Genomic DNA, 21,996 nt, shown 5'->3' on the forward strand with positions numbered 1-21,996 from the left:
TAGATTTTTAGGATGTTGTTTATGTTGAAGTTGCTGATTAGATTGAGGATATTGATTATTTTGTGTCTGTTGGACAGGTTTTTGTTGTGCTTGCTCATTTTTCTGTTGTTGTGCAGCGTTTGCTAGATTTTGAGCGTGTGCTAAATTTAGAGCGTTTGTTTGGTTTTGAGCATTTGGAATTTGTTGTGTATTTTCTTGATCTTTTTGTTGTTCTGTGGCAATGTATTCTTCACTTCTGTTTTTTAAAGTTTTATCAAGTTTTTCAAGATCGGATTTTTTATTTCTTAAGAGATCGATCATGTGTAGAATAGCATTCTTTTTTTCGCTTTCGTATCTTAGTGTGATGAACTGAGAGTAATCATGGATTGCCATAGTGTATGAATCCCATGCGTTTTTATAATCTTTGTCTTTGAAATTAATTTTTCCTTGTTCAACATAAGAGTTTGCTCTATTGAGGAGTGCCTTATCATAGTTGGGCATGTTTTTAATAGCACTGGAATAATACCTTATTGCTAGATTATAATAGCCTTTACCTCGTTTAAACATTATGTTTCCCAATTCAAAATATAATTTGTAATCAATATTTCCCCCTATTGCGATTCCATCAAGTAGAGCACCTTCTGCTTCTGTTAGTTGATTGTTTTCTCTATAAGCTATTGCTAAAAAATAGTATCCTTCTTGTTCTTTTGGATGTTTTTGGATAGCTTCGCTGAGAATTTTTATTGCTTGTGGATAATTTTTGTTTTTTATTTCTTCCTGTCCAAGTTTAACTAATCTTTGGGAGTATGCTAAACTTGCATTTAATAATAAAACAAGCAAGACAATCAAATTTTTAAGCAATAATAAACATTTTTTCATATCTTCTATAAGTATTATTTTATTACTTTCTAGTAAATATTTCTATATTTTATGGTGTCTTAAAATCAAATTTCTTTTGTTCTTGAGTTAAAAATGTAATGAAGTTTGTTATTTCTTCTTTTTGTTGAGGTAATATTGTTTTCTCTTCTTTTAGTGCATCTGGTTTATAATAGCAAATAATGTAGTATATGGCTGGGAGTAGTGCTATTTCTGTTTGCACTTCTGTTAGTTGAAATAATAATTTTAATTTAATATTTTTATTTAATATTTTAAATACTCTTGTTCTTGAAATTAGTGATTTGATAAAAATATACGATTTACAGTAATTGAATTGATGTAGACCTGTTTTTTGCATATGGGTTATTTCTTGAGGAATTGTGATTTGATTTGAATCAAGATGTATCATTATTTCTGATATAAATTCAAAATGTTTTTTATCAATATTGGGATAAAAAGATAGGAAATATACAAATATTTGATTTTGAATTTCGAAATTTTTACTTTTAAAAAATTGTTTTATATCTTTTGATGTTTGTGTTTTATCGTCTTTATCTGCATATATGTAAAATGAAATCCATCCATATGTATCTACTTTTGTTGTATTTTCTTTGATGTAATTTATTATTTTAAAAAGAAATATCCTTCGCATGTCTTTATTTTGAAATATTTTTGAGCTTTCATATGGATTGAAATTCATTCTTTCAAATGATACAAAAAATTCTTCTGCTTTAAATTTTGCTGTGATAATGTCTTCTATGTTTGCATTAAGATTTAGCAATTTATGAGTGTCAATATATTCAATTGCAAAAATGAAGTCTTCCCATTCATTTGGTACTTTATCTTTAAAAAACCATTCTAGATATTGTTTTATTGCAGTTTTTTCAAGTGAAAGTAAATACGTTTTTAATGTGTTTTGAAAATCTTTTGGAGTATATCTTGTAAATTCACTGAAAAAATAATTGAAATTGGAATTTTTATTTGAGCCTTTATAAAAAATTTCATTAAGACTAAATGTTTTAATTGTTTTTAAATATTTTAAAATTTCATCGTATTTTAAAGTTAAAACTTCATCTATTATATATCTATAATTTTTTGTTAAAATTTTATTAAAAAGTGACTTAGATAGGCATCCTACTGGCCAGTAAGTTAGAATAAGCAGTTTTTTGAGTTTCGTTACTCTGTTTTGTTTTTGGTTTAAGCTTGATTTAAATAGCCTTTGGAATGATAGATTATCTTTAAGTATGTGTTTGATCTTTTCTTTGTTTCTGTATTTAACTGCTATTAGTATATCTATTGTTGGTTCTAAATTTTCTATTTTTAAGTTATTAGAAAAATTTAATATTATTTGTTTATATAATTCTTTTTTTTCTTGCGTGTATTGCTTATTATTCTGTATTTCAATTATTTTTAAAAAGTTACTTGAATTTATTTTATATGTTATTCCAGGTCTTTTGCTGAGAAGATTAGTTTCTTTTTCTATTTGAAGTAAATTTTTTTCTTTAATGATTTCTAGTATCCAATTTTTTATATTGTTGTCTTCTACTTCTTCATAATAATATTCTTCTAGTGTGATATTTAATGTATTTTTTTTTAGTTCATAGTCTTGACTTATTTGGATGAGATTTATCATTTCTTGCTCATTAAGTTTGTAAAGTTTTGATAGGATACTATATTTTAAAATTTTTTCTTCTACATTTGTGTTTATGTATTTTTTTAGTGTGTTAAGAGCATCATAAAATTTGTGATATTTTGTTGTTATTTTCATTTAATTCCTTAATGTATTTTTGATTATCTGTAGTAATTTGTCATCGTGTTTTGCAATCTTTATGATTGCTTCTAAATAACCCTCAATATCGCCTATATCAAGTCTCTCTCCTTCAATTTTTTTGTATAATACTTTATTTTCATTCATTAGTTTTTTTAAAGCATAAATATGATGATATTCTCCTTTTTGATGAAATTGAAAACCTTCTTCTAGAAATTGAAAAAATTCATGGGTATATAAAAATCTTCCGATGGATGCTTTATTACTTGGTTCTTGTCCAATTTGTGGCTTTTCTACTATGTCTTTTACATGAATATTGTCTTTGTTTAATTCTATTACTCCATATCTATTGATATTTTTAGGGTTTTCAATAACAGATAATATATTTTTTCCAGTTTTTTTATGCAATTCTATTAATTGTTTTGTTAGAGGAGGAGATCCAATGTGTAAATCATCGGGGTATGCAACTATTACGCTTTTATTGCCTACCCAGGGTTTTGCACAAAGCAAAGCATGTCCTGTTCCCATCATTTCATTTTGTCTTATAAAGCAGATATTGATATCTTTAATTTTAATTTGTTCTAGCAAATTTTTTTGACATTTTTTGGTAAACTCATATTCAAGTTCAATTTCTCTATCAAAATAATTATCCAAAACTTTTTTTCTTCTTGAGGTTATTATGAGTATTTCTTTAATTCCAGAATTGATAAATTCTTCAATAATATAATCAATTGATGGCTTGTTTAAAATTGGTAACATTTCTTTTGGAATTGTTTTTGTTATTGGTAAAAACCTTGTACCATATCCTGCTGCTAATATAATGCCTTTCATATTTTATCTCTCTTAGATAAAATTATATCAAAATTTAGATTATATATATTTAATATTTTTGAAAAATGATTTAAAATTTGTTTCTATGCATGTGAGTGCAGGTAAGTATAAGGGATTAAAAGTTGCTTGTCCTAAGGTAGGTGATGTACGGCCTGTGATGGCTGTTGTTAGAGAAGCATTTTTTTCTATTTTGTTTAATCAGATTTTAGGAGTTAAGTTTCTTGACGTATTTACTGGTACTGGAATCATGTCTCTTGAGGCTTTAAGCAGGGGAGCTAGTCTTGTACATCTTGTTGATTATAATAAATTCTCTAAAAATGTTTTGATTAAAAATTTTGATATTGTCAGTGAACCTTACAGATTTTTTTTTACGAAAGCTGAGTTATTTCTTGCAAGGAGTGATCTTTTTTATGATTTGATTTATCTTGATCCTCCCTTTAACTATCCTTTTAAAGAAAATTTACTTGAAATAATATCAAAAAATAAAAGTCTAAATAAAAACGCAAAAATTATTATTCATTATCCTACTAGGGAAAATTTGGATAATAATATTTTAAGACTTTCAAAGTATGATTCTAGAAAATATGGAGGCTCAAAACTTGATTTTTTTAAAGTTAATATTGATGTATAAACTGTTATTCTGGAATGGAGTCTAAGAATTGAAATTGATGACTTTTAAGTTCTTCAATATTGTGCTTTAATTCAAATTTATCAGTATTTTTAAATGGACTTTTTTTAATCTCTCCATTTTGTCCTTTTATTATTATTTCTCTAGATTCGAGGTTTAGTAGTATATCTCCAATTTTATATGATTTGTCTTTTTGTTTTATTATGGATAGGATAGGTAAAATACCTGTTGTATATTTAAGAACAACGGCTTTGAATATGGGTTCATCGCAATCCTTTGTGTATACATTTACTATTGCTCCATAATCAAATGGTGCAAGTATTTTTAGAAAATTTTTTAGCATCTTTATGTCAAATTTTTTATTTCTTAAATATTCTTCTGGTTTGTCTTTATCCCAATAATATTGTTCGCTGTTTTGAATTAAAAATTCAATGGCTTCTAATGGATTAACGGGTTCTTTGATTATTGTTGGGTTAATCATCTCATCATAAGTATCTATTATGCAAAAAATTCTAATGAGTTCATGTGTGAATTTTTTTTTTGTTTCTGCGTGATTTTTGCTATTAAGGTAATTTTTTTGTCCATTAATTATCATTTTTGTAATAGCAGAAATGTCCTCTCTCATTCTAAATAAATTTTTAGATACATTAATGCTTTTCTCTAATAATTCTGTTTTAGGAATATATTCATCTTCTATATTTTTATTTTTAAGACTGATTTTATCTCTTAATTTTTGTAATATTGTGACATGCATAAGTCCGATTGGATGTAATAATACTCCAAATGCAGCTTGTAGTATTATATCATTATCGTAGAAAAATTCTGTGAATTCTGTGTAATGTGATTTGTCAATAAAAAATTTTGATGTTGATCTCGGTGCATCTTTTGCCGCTCGTTCTTTATTTAACTGTGCAATAGTTAATAAAAAGTAAATTGTTGTATCGACTGCATGCATTAGTATAGAATCACCTTCCGTTTGTACTTGTCCCCTAAAAAATTCATAGTCTCTTCTAACTGAGTATAAATATAATTTTTTTATTATTGTATTATGGAGATTGTCTTTATCTATTATCTTTTGGAAGTCAAAATAATCATATATTTCTGATAATATTTTTTGAATGGATATTATTTTATGTCTTGGTAAGATCTTAAAGCTACCTTCGATGATTTCTTTGGCATAAATAGAATCAGGTTCTCTTTCCATTAGTGTATTTAAATTGATTATTGTTTTTCTTCCTGAAATTGTGAATATTTTGTCTTTTTCTGAGAATGGCTTATATATATCTTTTAATGCTTCAATTAACTCTTCTTTTAAAGAATTTATTTTATTCTCTAAGAGTTCTTCATTAATTGTACTGATTAATTTTTCATGTGAAATATTTTCGTAATTATTTATAACTGGAATATGTGAAACATTTCCTTTGTTTAATAATGTTATTATTTTGTCATTTACCTTTGTGCTTAATTTAGTTAAGTTACCAATATTTGAAAAAATTATATCTTTTTCTGTTAAATCTTTTACTTCTTTTATTTCTTTGAGAATCATTGGAATCCTCTTAAAGCTTCAAACATTGCCACAGTATAATACGATTGCATTTATGAGATAAGGGTTTGTCCTATTATTTATTAACTTGGATAATATGATATTTGTTAACATAACTTTTATGTAGCGCCTTATAGTGACCGAACTTCAAGTCTGTTCTTGCTCCTTTTATTTAGAATATCTTATACAATGTTAACATTGCCACCGAGGAGAATCGAACTCCTGACACAAGGATTTTCAGTCCTCTGCTCTACCAACTGAGCTACAGTGGCTTTAATTTTGACATTATAATTTTTATTAACAGACATAATTCTTTCATAAACAAAGTTTTTTGTCAATAAAATAAAGTATCGTTCTATTTTCTTAATCTTTATATGTTTGTTATTAACAATAGATGACAGGTATTATTAACCTTTATTTTTATGAATAAAAACTAAAGGTTAATAAATAAAATGGGCCTTCATATTGCAGTGTGTACCCATTTTATTTAATTTTTTTAGCTTATTTATTCATTTAATATTTTGTTTTAAATAAAATTTATGCTTATTTTTTATTATGTAAATATTTGAAAAAATCCATGTCTGTTGAGAATATTTTTCGTTTATCTTTAAGAGTTATTTTATAGCTCTCTAGTGCTTGCCAAAATTTATAAAATTCAGCATTTTGTCCATATGCATTTGCATAAATTTTTGCAGCTTCACTATCCCCTTCAGCTTTAATTTTGGCTGATTCGGCTTTTGCTTCGCTTAATAATTTAAGTTTTTCTTTTTCAATACTACCAAGAATTTCTGTTTTTTCAGCAATTCCTATACTTCTTTGTTCTTCTGCGACTTGTTGTCTTTCTGAAATCATTCTGTTATGTACTGAATCAATTAAACTTGGATCATAGCCAATTTTTCGAATAAGTACATCTACAATTTCAATGCCAATATCTTTTGTATTTTGATTGGCTACTTCAATTATTTCATTTTCAATTATTTTGCGGCCTTTTGTAATTTTATATGTTGTATTATTTGTAGTGTTTTGTGGTGTTAAAATGCCATCAGATAGACGTTGAATAGGGTCATTTGAACTTCTGATAATTTCAAGTAAAGGGTATTTTGCAATGACACCTCTTACTGCAGGCTCAATAGCTGCATTTATTATGGTAGAAGCTCTAAGCATTGTTTTGATTGCTGTATAAAATTTATTAATGTCTACAATTTTCCATCTGGCAGTTGTATCTATCCAGATTAATTGTTTTTCTTCTCCTCCTGTTGGAATTCTTTGCGGTTCTCCATCCCATCTAAGTATGTATTTAGGGAAAATGTGTACATTTTCAATAAGTGGGATTTTATATTTAAGTCCAGCTGTATCTTCTGTTCTTTCAATTTTACCAAGTCTTGTAGTTATTGATATTTCATTTTCTTTTAAAATGTAGATTGGTTGTGTTATGGCTAATAATATTAATCCAAATATTAATGTAAAAGCTAGAATTTTGGCAAAATAAAGTAAAAATTTTAGTATATATTTCATTTTACTTAACCTCCTTAAATGGAAGGAAATTGTTTAAGTTTTTATCAATGATTTCAATATTGTCTTTGTTTTCAAGGATTTCCTTCATTGCTTCGTGATATATTCTCTCTCTTGTAATTTCTGGGTCTTGTGTGTATGCATTTAGAATTGCATTAAATAAAGCAGTATCGGCCAATGCAGTATTTATTCTACTCTCTTTATATCCTTTAGCTTCTTCTATGAGTTTGAGTGCTTCACCTTTAATTTTTGGAATTATTTGATTAAATTCTTTTTTTCCTTCATTTATAAATTTATTTTTATCTTGAATGGCTATATTAACATCTTCAAATGCTTCATAAACTTTTCCTTTTGGTGGCATGGCATTTCTTATTTGTACCTGTATAATATCAATGCCTAAATTGTATGTTTTAATAATTTCATTCATAGAATCTCTTACTCCTTCTGTAACACCAACTCTATTGTCGTTAATTATTTCAAAAATAGTGTTGTCTCCAATTAGCCTGTTCATTGATGCTTTTGCAATGTCTATTATGGTTTGTCCTGGATCTTCTACTTTGAACATAAAAGAATATGGATCACTGATTTTATATTGCACTAGCCATTCGACCTTAATTATATTTAAATCACCAGTAATAATTATTCCCTCATCTTCATCTGCATTGATTTTCATATTGTTGTTTGTATTAAAACCAAATTTAACTTCTTGTACGATCTTTACTGGTACAATTAATTTTTCTTCAATTAATGGAATTTTAATATGTATACCTGGTTCAAGTATTCTATTTAATTTGCCAAGACGAAGAATAACTGCTTCATCAGATGGCCCAACAACAAAAACATTTGAAATGGTGATTATTGATATTATTACTAATATAATTAAAATTATTGTATATTCATATGTTGTGTTAAAAAATTTTAAGATATTGTTTAACATTTTTTTCCTCCTTTTTTTATTATTTAATTTTAAAATATGTGTTTTATTATTAATTCCTGAATATTTTTTGTAATGTGTATTTTATGTTTATTTTGAATTTTATGTAATGAAAAATTATTTTTCAATTATTTATTCCTTTCGAAGTTTTTTAAATGTTATTTTTTTAATTTTATGATTTTGAATTTCTTCTATTAAGTATTCTCCATGTTCTGTATTAACTTGTTCTCCTTTTGTGGGTATTTTATCAAGTAAGTCCATGATATATCCTCCTATTGTATTTATATAATCTTTATGTTGAATTTTTATTCCCACTGTTTCTTCAATTTCATCAAATGTTGTCTCTCCTGATATTAAGTAAACATTGTCTTCTTTTTTGGTAATAAGTTGTTTTTCCTCTTCAAAATCGTATTCATCAAATATTGCACCAAATATTTTTTCTATTATGTCTTCTACTGTAAGTATTCCAGAAAATCCTCCGTACTCATCAATAACAATTGCCATTATTTTTTGTTTCTGTCTCATGATGTCTAGTATTTCTTTTATTCTTTTGTTTTGTTGTACAAAAACTGCGGGTTTTATAAATTTAATAATACTTTTTTCAAGTTTTTTTTTGCTTATTTCAATTAAATCTTTAGTTATTAAAATTCCTATTATTTGTTCTCTATTTTGACCTTTATATACGGGTATTCTGGAATATCCTTCTTTTTTAATCAGTTTAATTTTGTCTTTTAGTTTAGATGTGCTTGATAGTGAGAATACTTCTGTTCTATGTGTCATAACTTCAGAAGCCCTAACTTCTCCTATGTTTAACATTTTTTGCATAAATATTCTGTCGTCGTTTTCTAAAATTCCTAATTTCTCGGCTAGAGACAACATATTTCTTATACTGTCTTTAGTCATTTTTTGACTTGTTTTTATTTTGCATAGGCTTAATAAAATTTTAACCATTCCATTAATTATATATATTGCTGGTGTAAATATTATTGTTAATGCTTTAATTAAAATAGAGGTAGATAAGACTATACTTTCATTATTTAAGATTGCAATCTGTTTAGGAAATATTTCTGAGCATATGAGTACTATTATTGTTATAATTCCAGTTGATAATGCAAGAGAATTGTTTCCATATTTATCAAGAACAAATTTTGTTGTAAGAGTACTTGCTGTTATATTGGCAATATTATTTCCAATTAAAATTGTTGTGACGAGTTTTGATGGGTTTTGTGATAAGTTGTATACTACTGTTCCTAATTTTCCTTTTTTCTTTATATCTTGAAGTTGAATGAGGCTTAATGATGTATATGCTGTCTCTGATGCTGAAAAAATTGCCGATAGTATTACAAGTATGAATATAATGATTAATTCTAACATAATTATTATTTTAATTTATCTTGAAATCATTTTCTTTAGTTTTGTTTGTCTTTATCAAAAAAATACGTTAACCTTTGTTTTAGCCTTCTTTACAAGGCGCCGACCGGATTCGAACCGGCGAATCAAAGTTTTGCAGACTTTTCCCTTAGCCACTTGGGTACAGCGCCATATGAAACATTAGTTAGTTTATTAAAAAATATTTGAATTGTAAACAGTGTTTTGGAACTTTTATAGTTTAATTAATATTTAATTTTTTTAAGTATTATCTTTTGAAATTTTTATGTAAAAATAAGTTTTATTTTTGTAAACTTTATGAGTATGAATAAAAAAGTACTTAATAATGTTTTATCTAAACTAAATCAAAGTCTAATACAAAAGATTATAGGGTCTTGTGAAGTGGAAATATGTGGACTTGCGTATGATTCAAGATGTGTTTTATCTCATTTTGTTTTTTTTGCTCTTCCAGGACTGCATTTTGATGGTCAGGAATTCATTTCGTCAGCAATTCGAAGAGGTAGTAATGTTATCGTTCATACTGATGATATTGATTTTTATGATCCCAATGTAACTTATATTAGAATTGATCCTTGCAATATAAAAAGATTTATGTCAAATTTTGCTCATGTTTTTTATGATGAGCCTTCAAAAAAACTTAAAATTATTGGTGTTACAGGTACTGATGGTAAGAGTTCTGTTTGTTTTTATATTTATACTTTATTAAAGTCTATGGGTATTAAGGTTGGATTTATTTCAACAGTGTTCTTTGAAGATGGAAGTGGCGTTTTAGCAAAAAATCCCTATAGACAATCTACACCAGAATCGACAGAAATTCATTTAGTTTTAAGTAAAATGGTAGAGAATGATGTTGAATATGCTATTATTGAATCAACTTCTCATGGTCTTGATTGTAGGACATCAAGGCTTCTTGATATTGCATATTCTGTTGCTGTTTTGACTAATATTAGCCATGAACATCTTGAATTTCATGGTACCATGCAAAATTATTTGAATGCTAAGCTTAATCTTTTTTCTTCTGCGGATTATAATGGCGGTTTTGGTATTGTTAATATGGATGATAATCATTTTTCTGCATTTTTAAGTTCTATTAGAAGAGCTTATACGTATAGTTTGAAAAATTCAGAAGCTGATTTTTTTGTAAGTAAGATTAATGAACAAATGGGTTTTACTGAGTTTGAGTTTTATCATAATAATATTAAATATGATGCTAGAGTAAATCTTACGGGCAGTTTTAATGTTGAGAATGTTATGGCAGCTTTGATTGTTATTAGTCAATTTATGAATGTTGATATTTCAAAGATTGTAAGTAATCTTTTAAATATTAAGAGTCTTTGTGGAAGAATGCAAAGTATTGACTTTGGGCAGGAGTTTTCTTTAATTATTGATTATGCGCATACACCAGGGGCTTTTCTTAAGATGTTTCCTATATTTAGAAGGCTTGCAAAGAGGCGCTTGATTTCTGTTTTTGGTTCTGCTGGTGAGAGAGATGTTCTTAAGAGAAAGTTGCAGGGAGAGATTGCAGATGAATATTCGGATGTGATAATACTTTGTGATGAAGATCCAAGAGGTGAGGATAGTATGCAAATAATTAGAGATATTGCGGAGGGGATTGTAACAAAGACATTAAATGAAGATTTATTTTTTATTTCTAATAGAAGATGTGCAATTGAAAAAGCAATAAATATTGCGTGTAGTGGTGATTTGGTTGTTACTCTTGGGAAGGGTCATGAAAATTCAATAATATATAAGGATAAAAATATCTTTTGGGATGAACAAGCGGTCATTAAAGATATTGTTTTAAATTCTAAGGATAGAGGTTAGTTTTATGAAGAAAAATCTTATGTTAATATTTGGAGGAGTTTCTTTTGAACATGAAATTTCTCTTAGATCTGCTTATGGGATTTATTCAGCTTGTATGAGACTTGATAGGTATAATATTTTTTCAAGTTTTATTGATAGGGATACTGGAATTTGGTATTTATTGGATTCTGTTCCCAGTAGTGCTGAATTAATTCAAAGAGACAGTGCTGCTATTATTAGTTTAATTCCTGGTTGTGGAATATTTGTGAATAATAAAGCTATTGAGATTGATGTTGTGTTTCCTATTATTCATGGCAGAACGGGTGAAGATGGTGCTATTCAGGGATTTGTAAAAATGATGGATATTCCTTGTGTTGGTTCCGGTATTTTAGGAAGTGCTATTTCTATGAATAAATATTTTTGTAAGCTTTTGCTTAAAAGTTTTAATATACCTTTAGTACCTTTTATTGGTTTTAGAAAAAATGATTACATTTTAAACAAAGAGGGAATTGAAGAGGATATAAAGAATAATTTAAATTATCCTGTAATTGTAAAACCTGCTGGATTAGGCTCTTCAATTGGAATTAGTGTTGCATATAATTCTACTCAGATTGAGAAATGTATTGAAGAAGCTTTTGCATATGATCTGACAGTTGTTGTAGAAAAGTTTATGAAGGTGAGAGAAATTGAATGTGCTGTTGTTGGAAATGAGCAAATTAAAATATTTACACCTGGTGAAATTGTTGTGCAGGATTTTGTATTTTATGATTATGATGCTAAATATTCTACTATGCCTGGAAATTCAATTATTTTTAATATTCCGGCTCATCTTGATACGAAATATTTATTGGATATTAAAGAATATGCATTTTTGACTTATAAATATTTGGAACTTAGAGGGATGGCAAGGATTGATTTTTTGATAGCAAAAGATACCAACTCAATTTATGTTAATGAAGTCAATACAATTCCAGGATTTACAGATATTTCTATGTTTTCTAAGATGTGTGAGTATGATGGTCTTAATTATGAGGCTTTGATTGATAAATTAGTATCTTTGGCATTTCAGAGTTATGAAAAGCGTAAAGAGAGGATTGATTTTAAGAGGTTAGAAGCTTAGTTGATTTTAAGTTTTTTAACTTTTCGATTTCTTTATCATCTTGGAGCTTGAAGAAGGGGTTTAGTTCTTGTTTTGCAGATTTTGGGAATGTTCCAGAATGTTTGATTGTGTATGAGTAATCTATATTAATGTTTTTTATTTCTTTTTGAGTTTGCTGATCGTATATTTTTACATGCTTTTCATTGACATCAAAGTAGGCAAAAGCATTATATCTGATGTCTTCACTGGACTTAAGCGTGAAAGTTATGTTTATTATATTGCTTTTTATATTGTTTACCGTGAATATTATATTGTTAGATACTATTTTGTATGGTGTGTTACTTTGATATACGATAAGTTTTGATGCATGTTCTAGGTATAAATGTATTTGTTTTGCCATTTTGTTTGTGGTAATCTTGATTTTATAAATACCTCTCTCTGCTGCGTCTATTTTGTCAAAAGATAAGTTTATTAATTTTTCTTGTATTTTGCTTTTCTTTTGTATATGTGTTTGATTTTTATCTAACTTTAAATTGAAATTTTGTGTTGAGATTTGAATTGTATTTCTGTTGTCTTGTAGGCATTTGACATTGATTTCATTAGTTTGTTCTGGAAATCTTATTGTTTGGGATATTTTTATTGTTGAAATTTTGTCTATGTCGTGTGATATTATGATGATTGCAATTATTAAGAGAAGAATTATAAATTCGATCTTTTCTGATTTTTGAAACTCCTGTTTTATTATTGTGGTTTTATTGTGTAAATGTTCTACAATATTGACAAGTATTGCTGAGAAGAGCGATATTGATATGAAATAGCTTAGTTCAATGGGTTTTGATATCATTAAAGTTGTTTGTATTGATGTTATTAACATAAGGTTTATTAACCAAATAAATATTATTATGAGTTTCTTTAAGATTTTTATCTTGTCAGGAATGATTAGTATTAGTATGTTTTTTATAATAGTAATTAAAATAAATTCTATTTTGATATATAACACTGTAACAAGCTCAATGATGGAAATTGATATTGCTACATATTTAAGTTCTCTAATACTTAGATGTATTTTGTAATTGTATGTAAAGTAAGATATTAAATTGAAATTAAATAATGTTAGAAAGAAATTTATTAAATATATTGGATTTATAGTATTATAATCTGTTAAATATTCATATGTGAATAATATTTTATTTGTAAATATAATGGAAATATAGGTGCTTAAGAATAATATATAAAATAGTTTTATGATTTTATGGTAATTTTTTTTTGTCTTTCTAAGTATGATGCTGGTTTTTTTAAACCTTATAATGCATATTAATATAATAAGATTATAAATGGCATATATGATTATGATAAGTGTACTTTCATTGATTATCCATTTTTTAAGTAAAGTGTTTATAATAATATAGTGTAGTATGTCTTCCTTTTGAAGGTTGTTTTCAGTTGTAATTGCCTCTTCTATTGATTTATAAATGTCATGAATGTTGTTTTTCTTGATATATTTTAAAAGTGAATTTTTATTGTTACTTATGATTAAAATTGGAATTTCTTCTTTTATGTATAGATTATATATTTCATTAATATTTTTGTCGGTTATTTTTGATATGTTAAAATTTACTTTGTTGTTTTCAAATGTTTTTATAAAACTTTTTAAGAAACCTAAACTTGTTTTTGAAATTATTATATTTGATTGATTTTTAAATTCTATTATGTTACTTTCTTTATCTTCATTTAACATTAAATAAATTGTGTTTGTATTCTTTTCAAGGATACTATTATTGGATAGTAGTCTGCTGTTTATTTTTGATATTTGTTTGTGTGAATCATCTTCTATAAAATAGATGTTTATGCCGTTTTTAATGTTTTTGTTTTTGAAGTTATTTATTAATGTGATGGCAATTGCAATTGCTAAGTTATTTTTTAAATTTTGTTGGGTTTCTATTGGTATAATGATGTTATAGAGAGTTTGTTCTATTCCTTTTATTTTTGTATGAATTGTTTTATGTGAGTATCCAATAAATCCAATTTCTTGGAGGGAGTGTTCTTTGTATTGAATTTGATTTTCTATAAAGTATTGTTTTATATAATTATATGTGTTTTTTATTCTTTCTATTTTATCTAAGGATTTGTTTAGCATATTGATTTCTGTAATGTGCTTTATTATTTGTTCGTTATATGGTTCACCTTTATCTGCTTTTATTGTTTTATGTGAAGTGAATATGTGTATTAAAATTAAGAAAAATATCTTAATTGTCATAATTTTTTATGTCTTCTTCCACTTGCATTATTTGAAGTACGTTAGGATTTTCTTTAAGTGAATTGAAAATCATTGATACGTTTTTATAGTTTGATGATATGATAATATTTATTATTCCATGTCCGTTTCCGCAATCTTCTATTTTTTCACTTATTAGTCTAACATCAAATGTTGTAAAAAGATTATCCAGGTAATTAAACAGGTCTTTTAAATTTTTAAAAAATATTATGATATGATAAACTTTTCTTGTTGGTGTTGCTTCCCATTCTACTTCTACAAGATGGTTTTTTTTCTGATATGTAATTTCCCTACAATGTTCTTTGTGAACTACTATTGTATCTTTTTGTATTATGCCTATAATATCTTCACCTGTTAATGGGTTGCAGTCAGAAGCTATTGTAATACTTTTGATTTTGGATTTTGTTAGAGATTTAAATAAACTAAATAGTCTTTTTTGTTCTTTGTTTGCTCCTATAAGATATGCAATTATATTATTATCTACAAATATTGTATTGTCATTTTTATTAAGCCAAGATCTAATTTTTGAACGTGCTTTTTTTGTTCTAACACTATTGAGCCAAATTGCATCGGGTTTTGCCTCCTCAGATGTAAATATTTCAACTATTTGTTCATTTTTTAGTGGTTTGGTTAATGCACTAATTTTGCCATTGATTTTTGCATAAAGTGCTTGATCCCCAATATCTGTGTGTATTGCATATGCAAAGTCAATTGAGTTTGAACCAAATGGAAGTTCCACTATTTCTCCTTCTGGTGTATATACATATATGAATGTATTTAGAAGCTCCTTGTGTATATCATGTATTGAGTATTGATTTTTATTTGCTGATTCTTGTTGCCATTTTTTAATTCGATTAATAAATGATATGTCATCAGCTTTTAATTCAACTTGTTCTTTATAAAGCCAGTGAGCGGCAACTCCATATTTGGCGATTCTATCCATTTCTTCTGTTCTAATTTGTATTTCAATTAATTGATTGTCTTCAGGTATTCTGACAGTTGTATGTAAAGATTGGTATTTATTTTCCTTAGGAATTGCTATATAGTCCTTAAGTCTTCCAGGTATTGGTTTCCAAACTTTATGTACGATTTCTAGTATTTCGTAACATTCTTTTTGTTTTTTGCAAATTATTCTTATTCCCAAAGTATCAAAGATTTGGGAAATATTGTTATTTCTTGTTTTCATTTTTCTAAATATTGAGTAAAAGTGTTTTGATCGTACTGTGATTGTGACATCAATTCCAATTTTTTTAAGCTCTTTTTCTATTATTAATTTCCCTTTGTATAATTTTTTTTCTCTTTCTATCTTTGTTGCAGATAAAAAATTCTTTATTTCTTTATATTCTTTTGGATAAAGATATTTTAATGATAGATCTTCAAGGTATATTTTAAGGGAAGAAATACCAAGTCTTTCTGCAATTGGCACGTAAGTGGCAAGACAATCTCTTGCAATTCTTTCCCTTCTATTTTTTGGCAAGTGAGAAAGAGTTGCCATGTTGTGTAATTTGTCTGCAAGTTTGATTATTATTATTCTGATATCATGGGTCATTGCAAAAAACATTTTTGAAATGGTATTTGCTTCTTTGATTGCTCTTGTTTTATTGTGCAAATCATGAATTTTAGTTACCCCATCAATTAGACTAAAAACTTCTTGATCAAATTCTTTAATTATTTCTTCCTTTTTAACACTTGTGTCTTCAAGAACATCATGTAATAGGCCAGCTATTATTGTTTTAAAATCTAGCTGAAATTTTATGAGAAATAGTGCAACCATGATTGGGTGAATTACGTATGGTTCTTTACTCTCTCTATATTGTCCGTAGTGTAATTGTTCTGATATTTCAAGAGCTTTAAATATTAATTTTTTTTGAATATCGTCTTGATAAGTACTATCGACAGTTTTTTTAAAAACATTTTTTAATTTATCAATGTCATTTATTTTAAGTAAATATGCAATTTCGTAGACTTGTATCATCTCTTGATCCTTAAAAGCAATGCCCTTTCTCTATTTTCAATATCGTATATAGTTTTTAAATGTTTAAAACCTTCTTGGATTGCAAACTTTTTTAGAGATTTTGTTTGCCACGGAGCCATTTCTAATATTAAGAGTCCATTTTTGGTTAGCTTGTCTTTTGCCTGTTTTATTATCTTCTTTGAAATCTCAAGTCCATCCTTTCCAAATCCTAAAAGAGCTATTCTTGGTTCTTTTGTTAATTTTTCTTTTTTTCTAAGTTCGTCTTTATTTAGATAAGGAGGATTAGTTATTATTATCTCGAACTTTTTATTTATGTATTTTAACAGATTTGAATATTGTATTTCTATATATTTTGTTAAATTTAGTCTTTGTGTGTTTTTAAGTGATACTTTTAAGGCTTTATCTGAAATATCTGCTAGTGTTACTTTTTGTTTAAGGTAATATGCAATTGTTAATCCGATGCATCCGCTTCCACAACATAAATCTAGGATTTTACTTAAGTTGTATTCTTTAATTTGAATCAAGGCTTCTTCTACTAAACATTCTGTATCTGCCCTAGGAATTAATACATTTTTATTTACATAGAATTTGAGTCCCATGAATTCTTTTGTGCCAATTATATAATTTATGGGTGTTCCTGATTTTATTTTGTTTATTTGAGAGAATAATTTATCTTCTTCTTGTTTTGTTAAATTGTGATTTATTTTTGCAAGTATTAATTCTTTTCTAATCTTTAAAATTTTTTCGAGTAGTAATAAAATTTCAATGGTGTTTAAATTATATTGCTTTGAATGTTTTATTGCTTCTTGTATTGTCATTAAAGTAAAATTATAGTTGTTTGTTTTTTAGTGATTGTTCTTGAAGTTTGAGTGCCAATGTGTTTAGCAGTGAGTCAAGTTCTCCTTGCATAATTTCTTCTAGTTTGTAGAGACTAATATTTGCCCGATGATCTGTTACTCTATTTTGTGGAAAATTGTAAGTTCTAATTCTTTCAGATCTGTCACCCGAACCTACTTGTTGTTTTCTGTCATTTGAACGTTGTTCGTGTTTCTTTAAATTTTCAAATTTATAGAGTCTTGCTCTTAAAATTTTCATAGCCTGATCCTTATTTTTATGCTGACTTCTTTCATTTTGACATTGTACTACAATTCCCGTAGGTAAATGTGTAATTCTAACAGCAGAATCTGTTGTATTTACATGTTGCCCTCCAGCACCAGAAGATCTGTAGACATCTATTCTTAAATCTTTGTCATTGATTTCGATATCGGTTTCTTCAACTTCAGGTAATACAGCAACGGTTGCTGCTGAAGTTTGAAGTTTGCCATTAGATTCTGTTATAGGCACTCTTTGAACTCTATGTACGCCGCTTTCATGTTTTAGATTTTTAAGTACGTCTTTGCCTTTTATTTCAAAACTTACTTCTTTAAATCCACCAAGTTCTGTTTCATTAAAATTAATGAGTTCTGTTTTCCATTTTTTCTTTTCAGAATATTTTGTATACATTCCATAGAGATTTTGTGCAAAAAGAGCAGCTTCTTCTCCTCCTGTTCCAGCTCTTATTTCAATGATAACATTCTTATCATCATCTTCATCTTGATGGAGTAGTAATATTTTTATTATATTTTCAACTTCATCTTTTTTTGAATTTAAGTGAGCTAGTTCTTGCTTAATTAAATCTTTCATTTCTAAATTGTCTTCTTCGGATAAAATTTTTTGATTTTCGTTAATTTGATTTAGCACGTTTTCGTATTCATCTTTTTTTTCTTTGATTTTTTCTAAATAGTTATATTCTTTTATGATTTTTGAATATTCTTTTTGATTTTTAATTAAATTTGTGTCGTGTAATTTCTCTTCAAGTGTTTTTATTTTGCTTTCAATTGGATTTAGTTTTTCTAAAAACATTTTATTTCTCCTAATCCGGTAGTAAATATTTTATCCTAATTTTTAATTTTTTTGGTATAGTTGTTTATAAATTTTATCTAATAGGTTCTTTAGATACAGTTTAAATAAATAAGTTTAACTGGAAAAAATTAAGTATATTTTTTTAATTTTTTATATAATATGTTTATTGAAATTGGATGTTAAAGATTTATTTTATTAATGTCTTGATATGTTTATATATTAAATAAGTTATATGTTTTTTTAATAGTGGTATATATGGATAAATGTTATGTCTTTAATAAACCAGTTAAGAAGGGGTTATTTATGTTAGACAATAAACTTTTAGGTGATTTTGAGGATATCTCGCAAAATTCTGATAAAGAGCTGCTTGATGTTACTGAAAAGTCCAAAAGGGGTTATCAGTTAATCAAAGAAGAGCGACTTTTTGAAGCAGAATCATTGTTTGATGATATCTTACAAAAGGATAATGATAATAATTATGCTCTTGTTGGACTTGGAGATATTGAAAGAAAAAAGCGTAATTTCGATAAAGCTATAATTTATTATCAAAGATGTCTTTCCAAGCATTCGAATAATAATTATGCTCTTTTTGGGTTGGGAGATTGTTATAGAAGCTTGGGAGATTATAAGAAGGCTACAGAGATATGGGAAGAATATTTAAAATATGATCCTGAGAACATTACGGTTCTTACAAGGGTTGCGTCTTCTTATCGAAAATTAAAAAATTTTCAAAAATCAAGACAATCATATTTAAGAGTATTGGAGCTTGTACCTGATAATGATTATGCACTTGTTGGGATTGGACATTTGTATTATGATTTTAAGGAATATAAAGAAGCTTTAAAATATTGGCTTAAGATGTATGAAATAAATCAAGTTAAGATAGATGTTCGTGTTTTAACTTCAATTGGAAATTGTTATAGAAAATTGAAGGAATTTGGTAAGGGAATTTATTTTTTTAAAAGAGCTTTGGACACCTCTCCAAATAATTTTTATGCTATTTTTGGACTTGCCGATTGTTATAGAGGAAGTAAAGAGTATGCTGAGGCTTTGAAATATTGGCTTACAATAATAGATAAAGATCCAAAGAATAATTTAGTTTTAACAAGAGTGGGGGATACGTATCGATATTTGAAAGATTATGAAAATGCACAAATTTATTATAAAAAAGCCCTTGATGTTGACTTTGATATGTTTGCCATACTTGGTCTTGCATTACTTCAAAAAGAACAGGGGCAATATGAAGAAGCATTGACGGCTATTAAGAATTTGATAAAAACAAATCCTAAAAATTCGATATTGTATGTCAATGCTGCTGAGTGTTATGAGGCTTTAGGACAGGTTGAAGACGCTATAGATATTTTATCAAGTTTCTTGCAACTTGGAATGAAGAATGTTACTATTATTGACTATATTACTAATCTTAAAAAGAAGATGGATGCATGAAATTTGATTTTAATAGAGCTATCTTTTTAGAAAAACTAATAGATACTCATGTTCACTTTAATGAACTTAGGAAAAAGTCTATAGATATTCATTATGTTATTAGTGAATGTTTTAAAAATGGATTTTCTTATTTTATTGATGTTGGACTTCATCCTAGTGATTTTTATGAAAGAAAACAACTTTTAAGTACTTATTCTAATATTGCACTAACAGTTGGAATTCATCCTTTAAATAAAGCTTTAAGTGGTGATTTTGAATTGATTGAAAAGATTTTAACAACAGAAAATGTTATTGCTGTTGGAGAAATTGGGCTTGATTATTTCAAGGCAAGTAATAAAGATGAACAGATTGAGATTTTAGGAGTTCAGTTGGATTTGGCTAATAAATATCGAAAACCTGTTATTTTACATGTCAGAGAAGCTTATGACGATATTTATAATATTGTTAAGTCATTTAATTTTATGCATAGAGGAATATTGCACTGTTATTCTGGTACTTATGAGCATGCTAAAAAATTTATTGATCTTGGATTTAAGATATCTTTTGCAGGTAATTTAACTTTCAAAAATTCCGATCTATTAAAGACGGTTTTAAAAAAATTAAATATTCAAGATATTTTAATTGAAACAGACAGTCCGTTTTTGGCACCGGTTCCTTTAAGAGGTAAGATCAATACTCCGTTTTTTTTGGGATATACGTGTCTTGAAATTGCTAAGATTAAAAATTTTGATACAGGTAATGTCATATCTGCATTTTATAATAATTTTAAAGATTTATTTAAAGATTTGATTTAAGAATGATTTTCTTTTATTATTAATGGATCTTTTATTGTTAAATTCGTAATTATTGTCTACATTGATTTTTAGTTAATTTGTAATTAAGTTTATTTATTTATTTTATAAATATTGAGTTTATATTGGAAATTATCATTGATATTTTGTATTATTTCAATTAAGTTGAGTTCATTAATGCTGATTATATATTGTGCATTAATTTCTTTGAGATCTTGTTTTATATTTCCAATAAATATGAATTCTATTTTTTTAAATAATGGTGATTCTGATAATTTTTTTAAAAAAATGTGATTGTTTCTCATTGAAAATATGATTACTTTTTTTATTTTTGGTGTGAGTAAGTTTTTTAGATGAGAAATGTTCTTTTCATTTATAATGGTAATGTTTATATTGTGATCTTGTGTAATTTTGTCTAAATATTTAGAATCTTCTTGATTTATTGTGTTATCTTTCATTATCAATGAGGTTGTTAAATCAATTGAAGGATCATTAAAAATAAAATCAATTGCTTTTTTTAATGAAAACTTAATTTTTGATAGATAAAAAACTTTTTTTTTAATTTGTTCTGTATTTAGTATTTCATTATTTGATTTATGTGTTAGTAGAATCTTGTTGACGTCGTTTAGTTTTGTTTTGATAGTTTCAATATCTTTTTCATTTATAAATAGTGTATCTTCTTGTATAAATGGAGTATTTTTTATTTTAAAAAAATATTCTGTTGCATTTGAAAAAATTATGACATAGCTAAAACTTTTGTCTGTAATTTTATCTTTTTTACAACCAAGATATAAAAGTAAAATTATTGCAATGAGAATTTTTATTGTATGTGACATTATTTTAAAATTCCAATAGTTTTTTTACTTAAGATTGTGATTCCTAATAATATTATTAATATAATTAGAGAGTATATTTGTTCGTTAATTAAAATGCATGCTTTTAAAAGCGTGATAATTATTTCTAAGATTAAGATAGGAACGAAAATTGCTTGATATCCATTTATGTTTTGTGTTATGTGTAACCTCATTCCATTTTCGCATATAATTGCTGTCAATATTAGTTCTAACATATGTATCAGTGGTATTTGAATATATTCGTATGTACTAAAAACTTTATTGCTTGCTATAATTAGAGAGATATTTTTGGCAAAAATAATCCCAAAAGCAAAATATATTAAAAATATTGGATTGTTTTTAAGTAATGAACTTGGATTTAATGTGAAAAATAATGTGAATATCAACAATG

The 21,996-nt window shown here is 26.5% G+C and carries 16 protein-coding genes, 2 tRNA genes and 1 pseudogene; 5 read left to right on the forward strand and 14 right to left on the reverse strand.

What is annotated here, in order from left to right; genetic code table 11:
• From U881_RS11215 to U881_RS0108785, 3 genes are all read right to left on the reverse strand, one after another.
• Positions 1 to 858 (reverse strand): tetratricopeptide repeat protein (locus tag U881_RS11215; RefSeq protein ID WP_024654055.1); only part of this gene is annotated, 858 nt, incomplete at its 3' end.
• A gap of 49 nt (positions 859 to 907) precedes the next feature.
• Complete coding sequence (locus U881_RS0108780) at positions 908 to 2,623, reverse strand: BB_0208 family protein (RefSeq protein WP_024654056.1); 1,716 nt, start codon at positions 2,621 to 2,623, stop codon at positions 908 to 910.
• Positions 2,624 to 3,454, reverse strand: coding sequence for a sugar phosphate nucleotidyltransferase (locus U881_RS0108785; RefSeq protein WP_024654057.1), 831 nt, complete (start codon positions 3,452 to 3,454; stop codon positions 2,624 to 2,626).
• Positions 3,455 to 3,539: 85 nt separating this feature from the next.
• On the opposite strand from U881_RS0108785, the gene rsmD reads away from it, so the two are divergent.
• On the forward strand, positions 3,540 to 4,085 hold the full coding sequence (gene rsmD / locus U881_RS0108790) for a 16S rRNA (guanine(966)-N(2))-methyltransferase RsmD (RefSeq protein WP_024654058.1): 546 nt from the start codon (positions 3,540 to 3,542) through the stop codon (positions 4,083 to 4,085).
• A 4-nt stretch (positions 4,086 to 4,089) separates the two neighbouring features.
• On the opposite strand, the gene U881_RS0108795 is transcribed toward rsmD, so the two are convergent.
• The 6 genes from U881_RS0108795 to U881_RS0108820 form a co-directional block, all read right to left on the reverse strand.
• On the reverse strand, positions 4,090 to 5,628 hold the full coding sequence (locus tag U881_RS0108795; protein WP_024654059.1) for a hypothetical protein: 1,539 nt from the start codon (positions 5,626 to 5,628) through the stop codon (positions 4,090 to 4,092).
• Between the two features lie 196 nt (positions 5,629 to 5,824).
• Positions 5,825 to 5,897, reverse strand: a tRNA-Phe gene (locus U881_RS0108800).
• A 271-nt stretch (positions 5,898 to 6,168) separates the two neighbouring features.
• Entirely contained in the window at positions 6,169 to 7,140 is a 972-nt protein-coding gene (hflC, locus tag U881_RS0108805; protein WP_024654060.1) for a protease modulator HflC, read from the reverse strand.
• Position 7,141: 1 nt separating this feature from the next.
• Positions 7,142 to 8,074: an FtsH protease activity modulator HflK gene (gene hflK, locus U881_RS0108810; RefSeq protein ID WP_024654061.1), complete on the reverse strand. Its 933-nt coding sequence runs from the start codon at positions 8,072 to 8,074 to the stop codon at positions 7,142 to 7,144.
• 129 nt (positions 8,075 to 8,203) lie between these two features.
• Positions 8,204 to 9,445, reverse strand: a complete 1,242-nt coding sequence (locus U881_RS0108815) for a hemolysin family protein (RefSeq protein WP_024654062.1) — start codon at positions 9,443 to 9,445, stop codon at positions 8,204 to 8,206.
• 94 nt (positions 9,446 to 9,539) lie between these two features.
• Positions 9,540 to 9,612, reverse strand: a tRNA-Cys gene (locus tag U881_RS0108820).
• Between the two features lie 151 nt (positions 9,613 to 9,763).
• On the opposite strand from U881_RS0108820, the gene U881_RS0108825 reads away from it, so the two are divergent.
• Together U881_RS0108825 and U881_RS0108830 are read left to right on the forward strand one after the other, a co-directional pair.
• Entirely contained in the window at positions 9,764 to 11,284 is a 1,521-nt protein-coding gene (locus tag U881_RS0108825) for a UDP-N-acetylmuramoyl-L-alanyl-D-glutamate--2,6-diaminopimelate ligase (protein WP_024654063.1), read from the forward strand.
• A gap of 4 nt (positions 11,285 to 11,288) precedes the next feature.
• Positions 11,289 to 12,383 carry a D-alanine--D-alanine ligase gene (locus U881_RS0108830; RefSeq protein WP_024654064.1) on the forward strand — a complete coding sequence of 365 codons (1,095 nt, stop codon included), beginning with the start codon at positions 11,289 to 11,291 and terminating at the stop codon, positions 12,381 to 12,383.
• On the opposite strand, the gene U881_RS0108835 is transcribed toward U881_RS0108830, so the two are convergent.
• The 4 genes and pseudogenes from U881_RS0108835 to prfA form a co-directional block, all read right to left on the reverse strand.
• Positions 12,364 to 14,619, reverse strand: coding sequence for a ligand-binding sensor domain-containing protein (locus U881_RS0108835; RefSeq protein WP_024654065.1), 2,256 nt, complete (start codon positions 14,617 to 14,619; stop codon positions 12,364 to 12,366). The genes U881_RS0108830 and U881_RS0108835 overlap by 20 nt on opposite strands.
• The gene (locus U881_RS0108840) at positions 14,609 to 16,612 is read right to left on the reverse strand and encodes a RelA/SpoT family protein (RefSeq protein ID WP_024654066.1); all 2,004 of its coding nucleotides are present in this window, start codon (positions 16,610 to 16,612) and stop codon (positions 14,609 to 14,611) included. The genes U881_RS0108835 and U881_RS0108840 overlap by 11 nt, the downstream gene beginning before the upstream one ends.
• Positions 16,578 to 17,430: pseudogene (gene prmC / locus U881_RS0108845) on the reverse strand (peptide chain release factor N(5)-glutamine methyltransferase). The gene U881_RS0108840 and the pseudogene prmC overlap by 35 nt, the downstream one beginning before the upstream one ends.
• Before the next feature lie 10 nt (positions 17,431 to 17,440).
• Positions 17,441 to 18,514 (reverse strand): peptide chain release factor 1, encoded by a 1,074-nt coding sequence (prfA, locus tag U881_RS0108850; RefSeq protein ID WP_024654068.1) that lies wholly within the window; start codon positions 18,512 to 18,514, stop codon positions 17,441 to 17,443.
• Positions 18,515 to 18,817: 303 nt separating this feature from the next.
• Between prfA and U881_RS0108855 the strand changes: the two genes are divergently transcribed.
• Positions 18,818 to 19,960 (forward strand): tetratricopeptide repeat protein, encoded by a 1,143-nt coding sequence (locus U881_RS0108855; protein WP_024654069.1) that lies wholly within the window; start codon positions 18,818 to 18,820, stop codon positions 19,958 to 19,960.
• Positions 19,957 to 20,754: a TatD family hydrolase gene (locus U881_RS0108860; protein WP_024654070.1), complete on the forward strand. Its 798-nt coding sequence runs from the start codon at positions 19,957 to 19,959 to the stop codon at positions 20,752 to 20,754. Before U881_RS0108855 ends, U881_RS0108860 begins: the two co-directional genes overlap by 4 nt.
• A gap of 89 nt (positions 20,755 to 20,843) precedes the next feature.
• Here the strand turns inward: U881_RS0108860 and U881_RS0108865 are convergent, their stop codons facing one another.
• A complete protein-coding gene (locus U881_RS0108865; RefSeq protein WP_024654071.1) occupies positions 20,844 to 21,587 on the reverse strand; it encodes a hypothetical protein in 744 nt (247 codons plus the stop codon).
• Between the last annotated feature and the right edge of the window lie 409 nt (positions 21,588 to 21,996).

The sequence above is a fragment of the Borrelia persica No12 genome, from assembly GCF_000500045.1.
GTDB classification, from domain to species: domain Bacteria; phylum Spirochaetota; class Spirochaetia; order Borreliales; family Borreliaceae; genus Borrelia; species Borrelia persica.

Excerpts from the sequence above, each read along its gene's own strand:
- U881_RS0108780 (WP_024654056.1), bottom strand. The coding sequence starts at position 2,623 with ATGAAAATAACAACAAAATATCACAAATTTTATGATGCTCTTAACACA.
- U881_RS0108785 (WP_024654057.1), bottom strand. The coding sequence starts at position 3,454 with ATGAAAGGCATTATATTAGCAGCAGGATATGGTACAAGGTTTTTACCA.
- rsmD (WP_024654058.1), top strand. The coding sequence starts at position 3,540 with ATGCATGTGAGTGCAGGTAAGTATAAGGGATTAAAAGTTGCTTGTCCT.
- U881_RS0108795 (WP_024654059.1), bottom strand. The coding sequence starts at position 5,628 with ATGATTCTCAAAGAAATAAAAGAAGTAAAAGATTTAACAGAAAAAGAT.
- hflC (WP_024654060.1), bottom strand. The coding sequence starts at position 7,140 with ATGAAATATATACTAAAATTTTTACTTTATTTTGCCAAAATTCTAGCT.
- hflK (WP_024654061.1), bottom strand. The coding sequence starts at position 8,074 with ATGTTAAACAATATCTTAAAATTTTTTAACACAACATATGAATATACA.
- U881_RS0108815 (WP_024654062.1), bottom strand. The coding sequence starts at position 9,445 with ATGTTAGAATTAATCATTATATTCATACTTGTAATACTATCGGCAATT.
- U881_RS0108825 (WP_024654063.1), top strand. The coding sequence starts at position 9,764 with ATGAATAAAAAAGTACTTAATAATGTTTTATCTAAACTAAATCAAAGT.
- U881_RS0108830 (WP_024654064.1), top strand. The coding sequence starts at position 11,289 with ATGAAGAAAAATCTTATGTTAATATTTGGAGGAGTTTCTTTTGAACAT.
- U881_RS0108835 (WP_024654065.1), bottom strand. The coding sequence starts at position 14,619 with ATGACAATTAAGATATTTTTCTTAATTTTAATACACATATTCACTTCA.
- U881_RS0108840 (WP_024654066.1), bottom strand. The coding sequence starts at position 16,612 with ATGATACAAGTCTACGAAATTGCATATTTACTTAAAATAAATGACATT.
- prfA (WP_024654068.1), bottom strand. The coding sequence starts at position 18,514 with ATGTTTTTAGAAAAACTAAATCCAATTGAAAGCAAAATAAAAACACTT.
- U881_RS0108855 (WP_024654069.1), top strand. The coding sequence starts at position 18,818 with ATGTTAGACAATAAACTTTTAGGTGATTTTGAGGATATCTCGCAAAAT.
- U881_RS0108860 (WP_024654070.1), top strand. The coding sequence starts at position 19,957 with ATGAAATTTGATTTTAATAGAGCTATCTTTTTAGAAAAACTAATAGAT.
- U881_RS0108865 (WP_024654071.1), bottom strand. The coding sequence starts at position 21,587 with ATGTCACATACAATAAAAATTCTCATTGCAATAATTTTACTTTTATAT.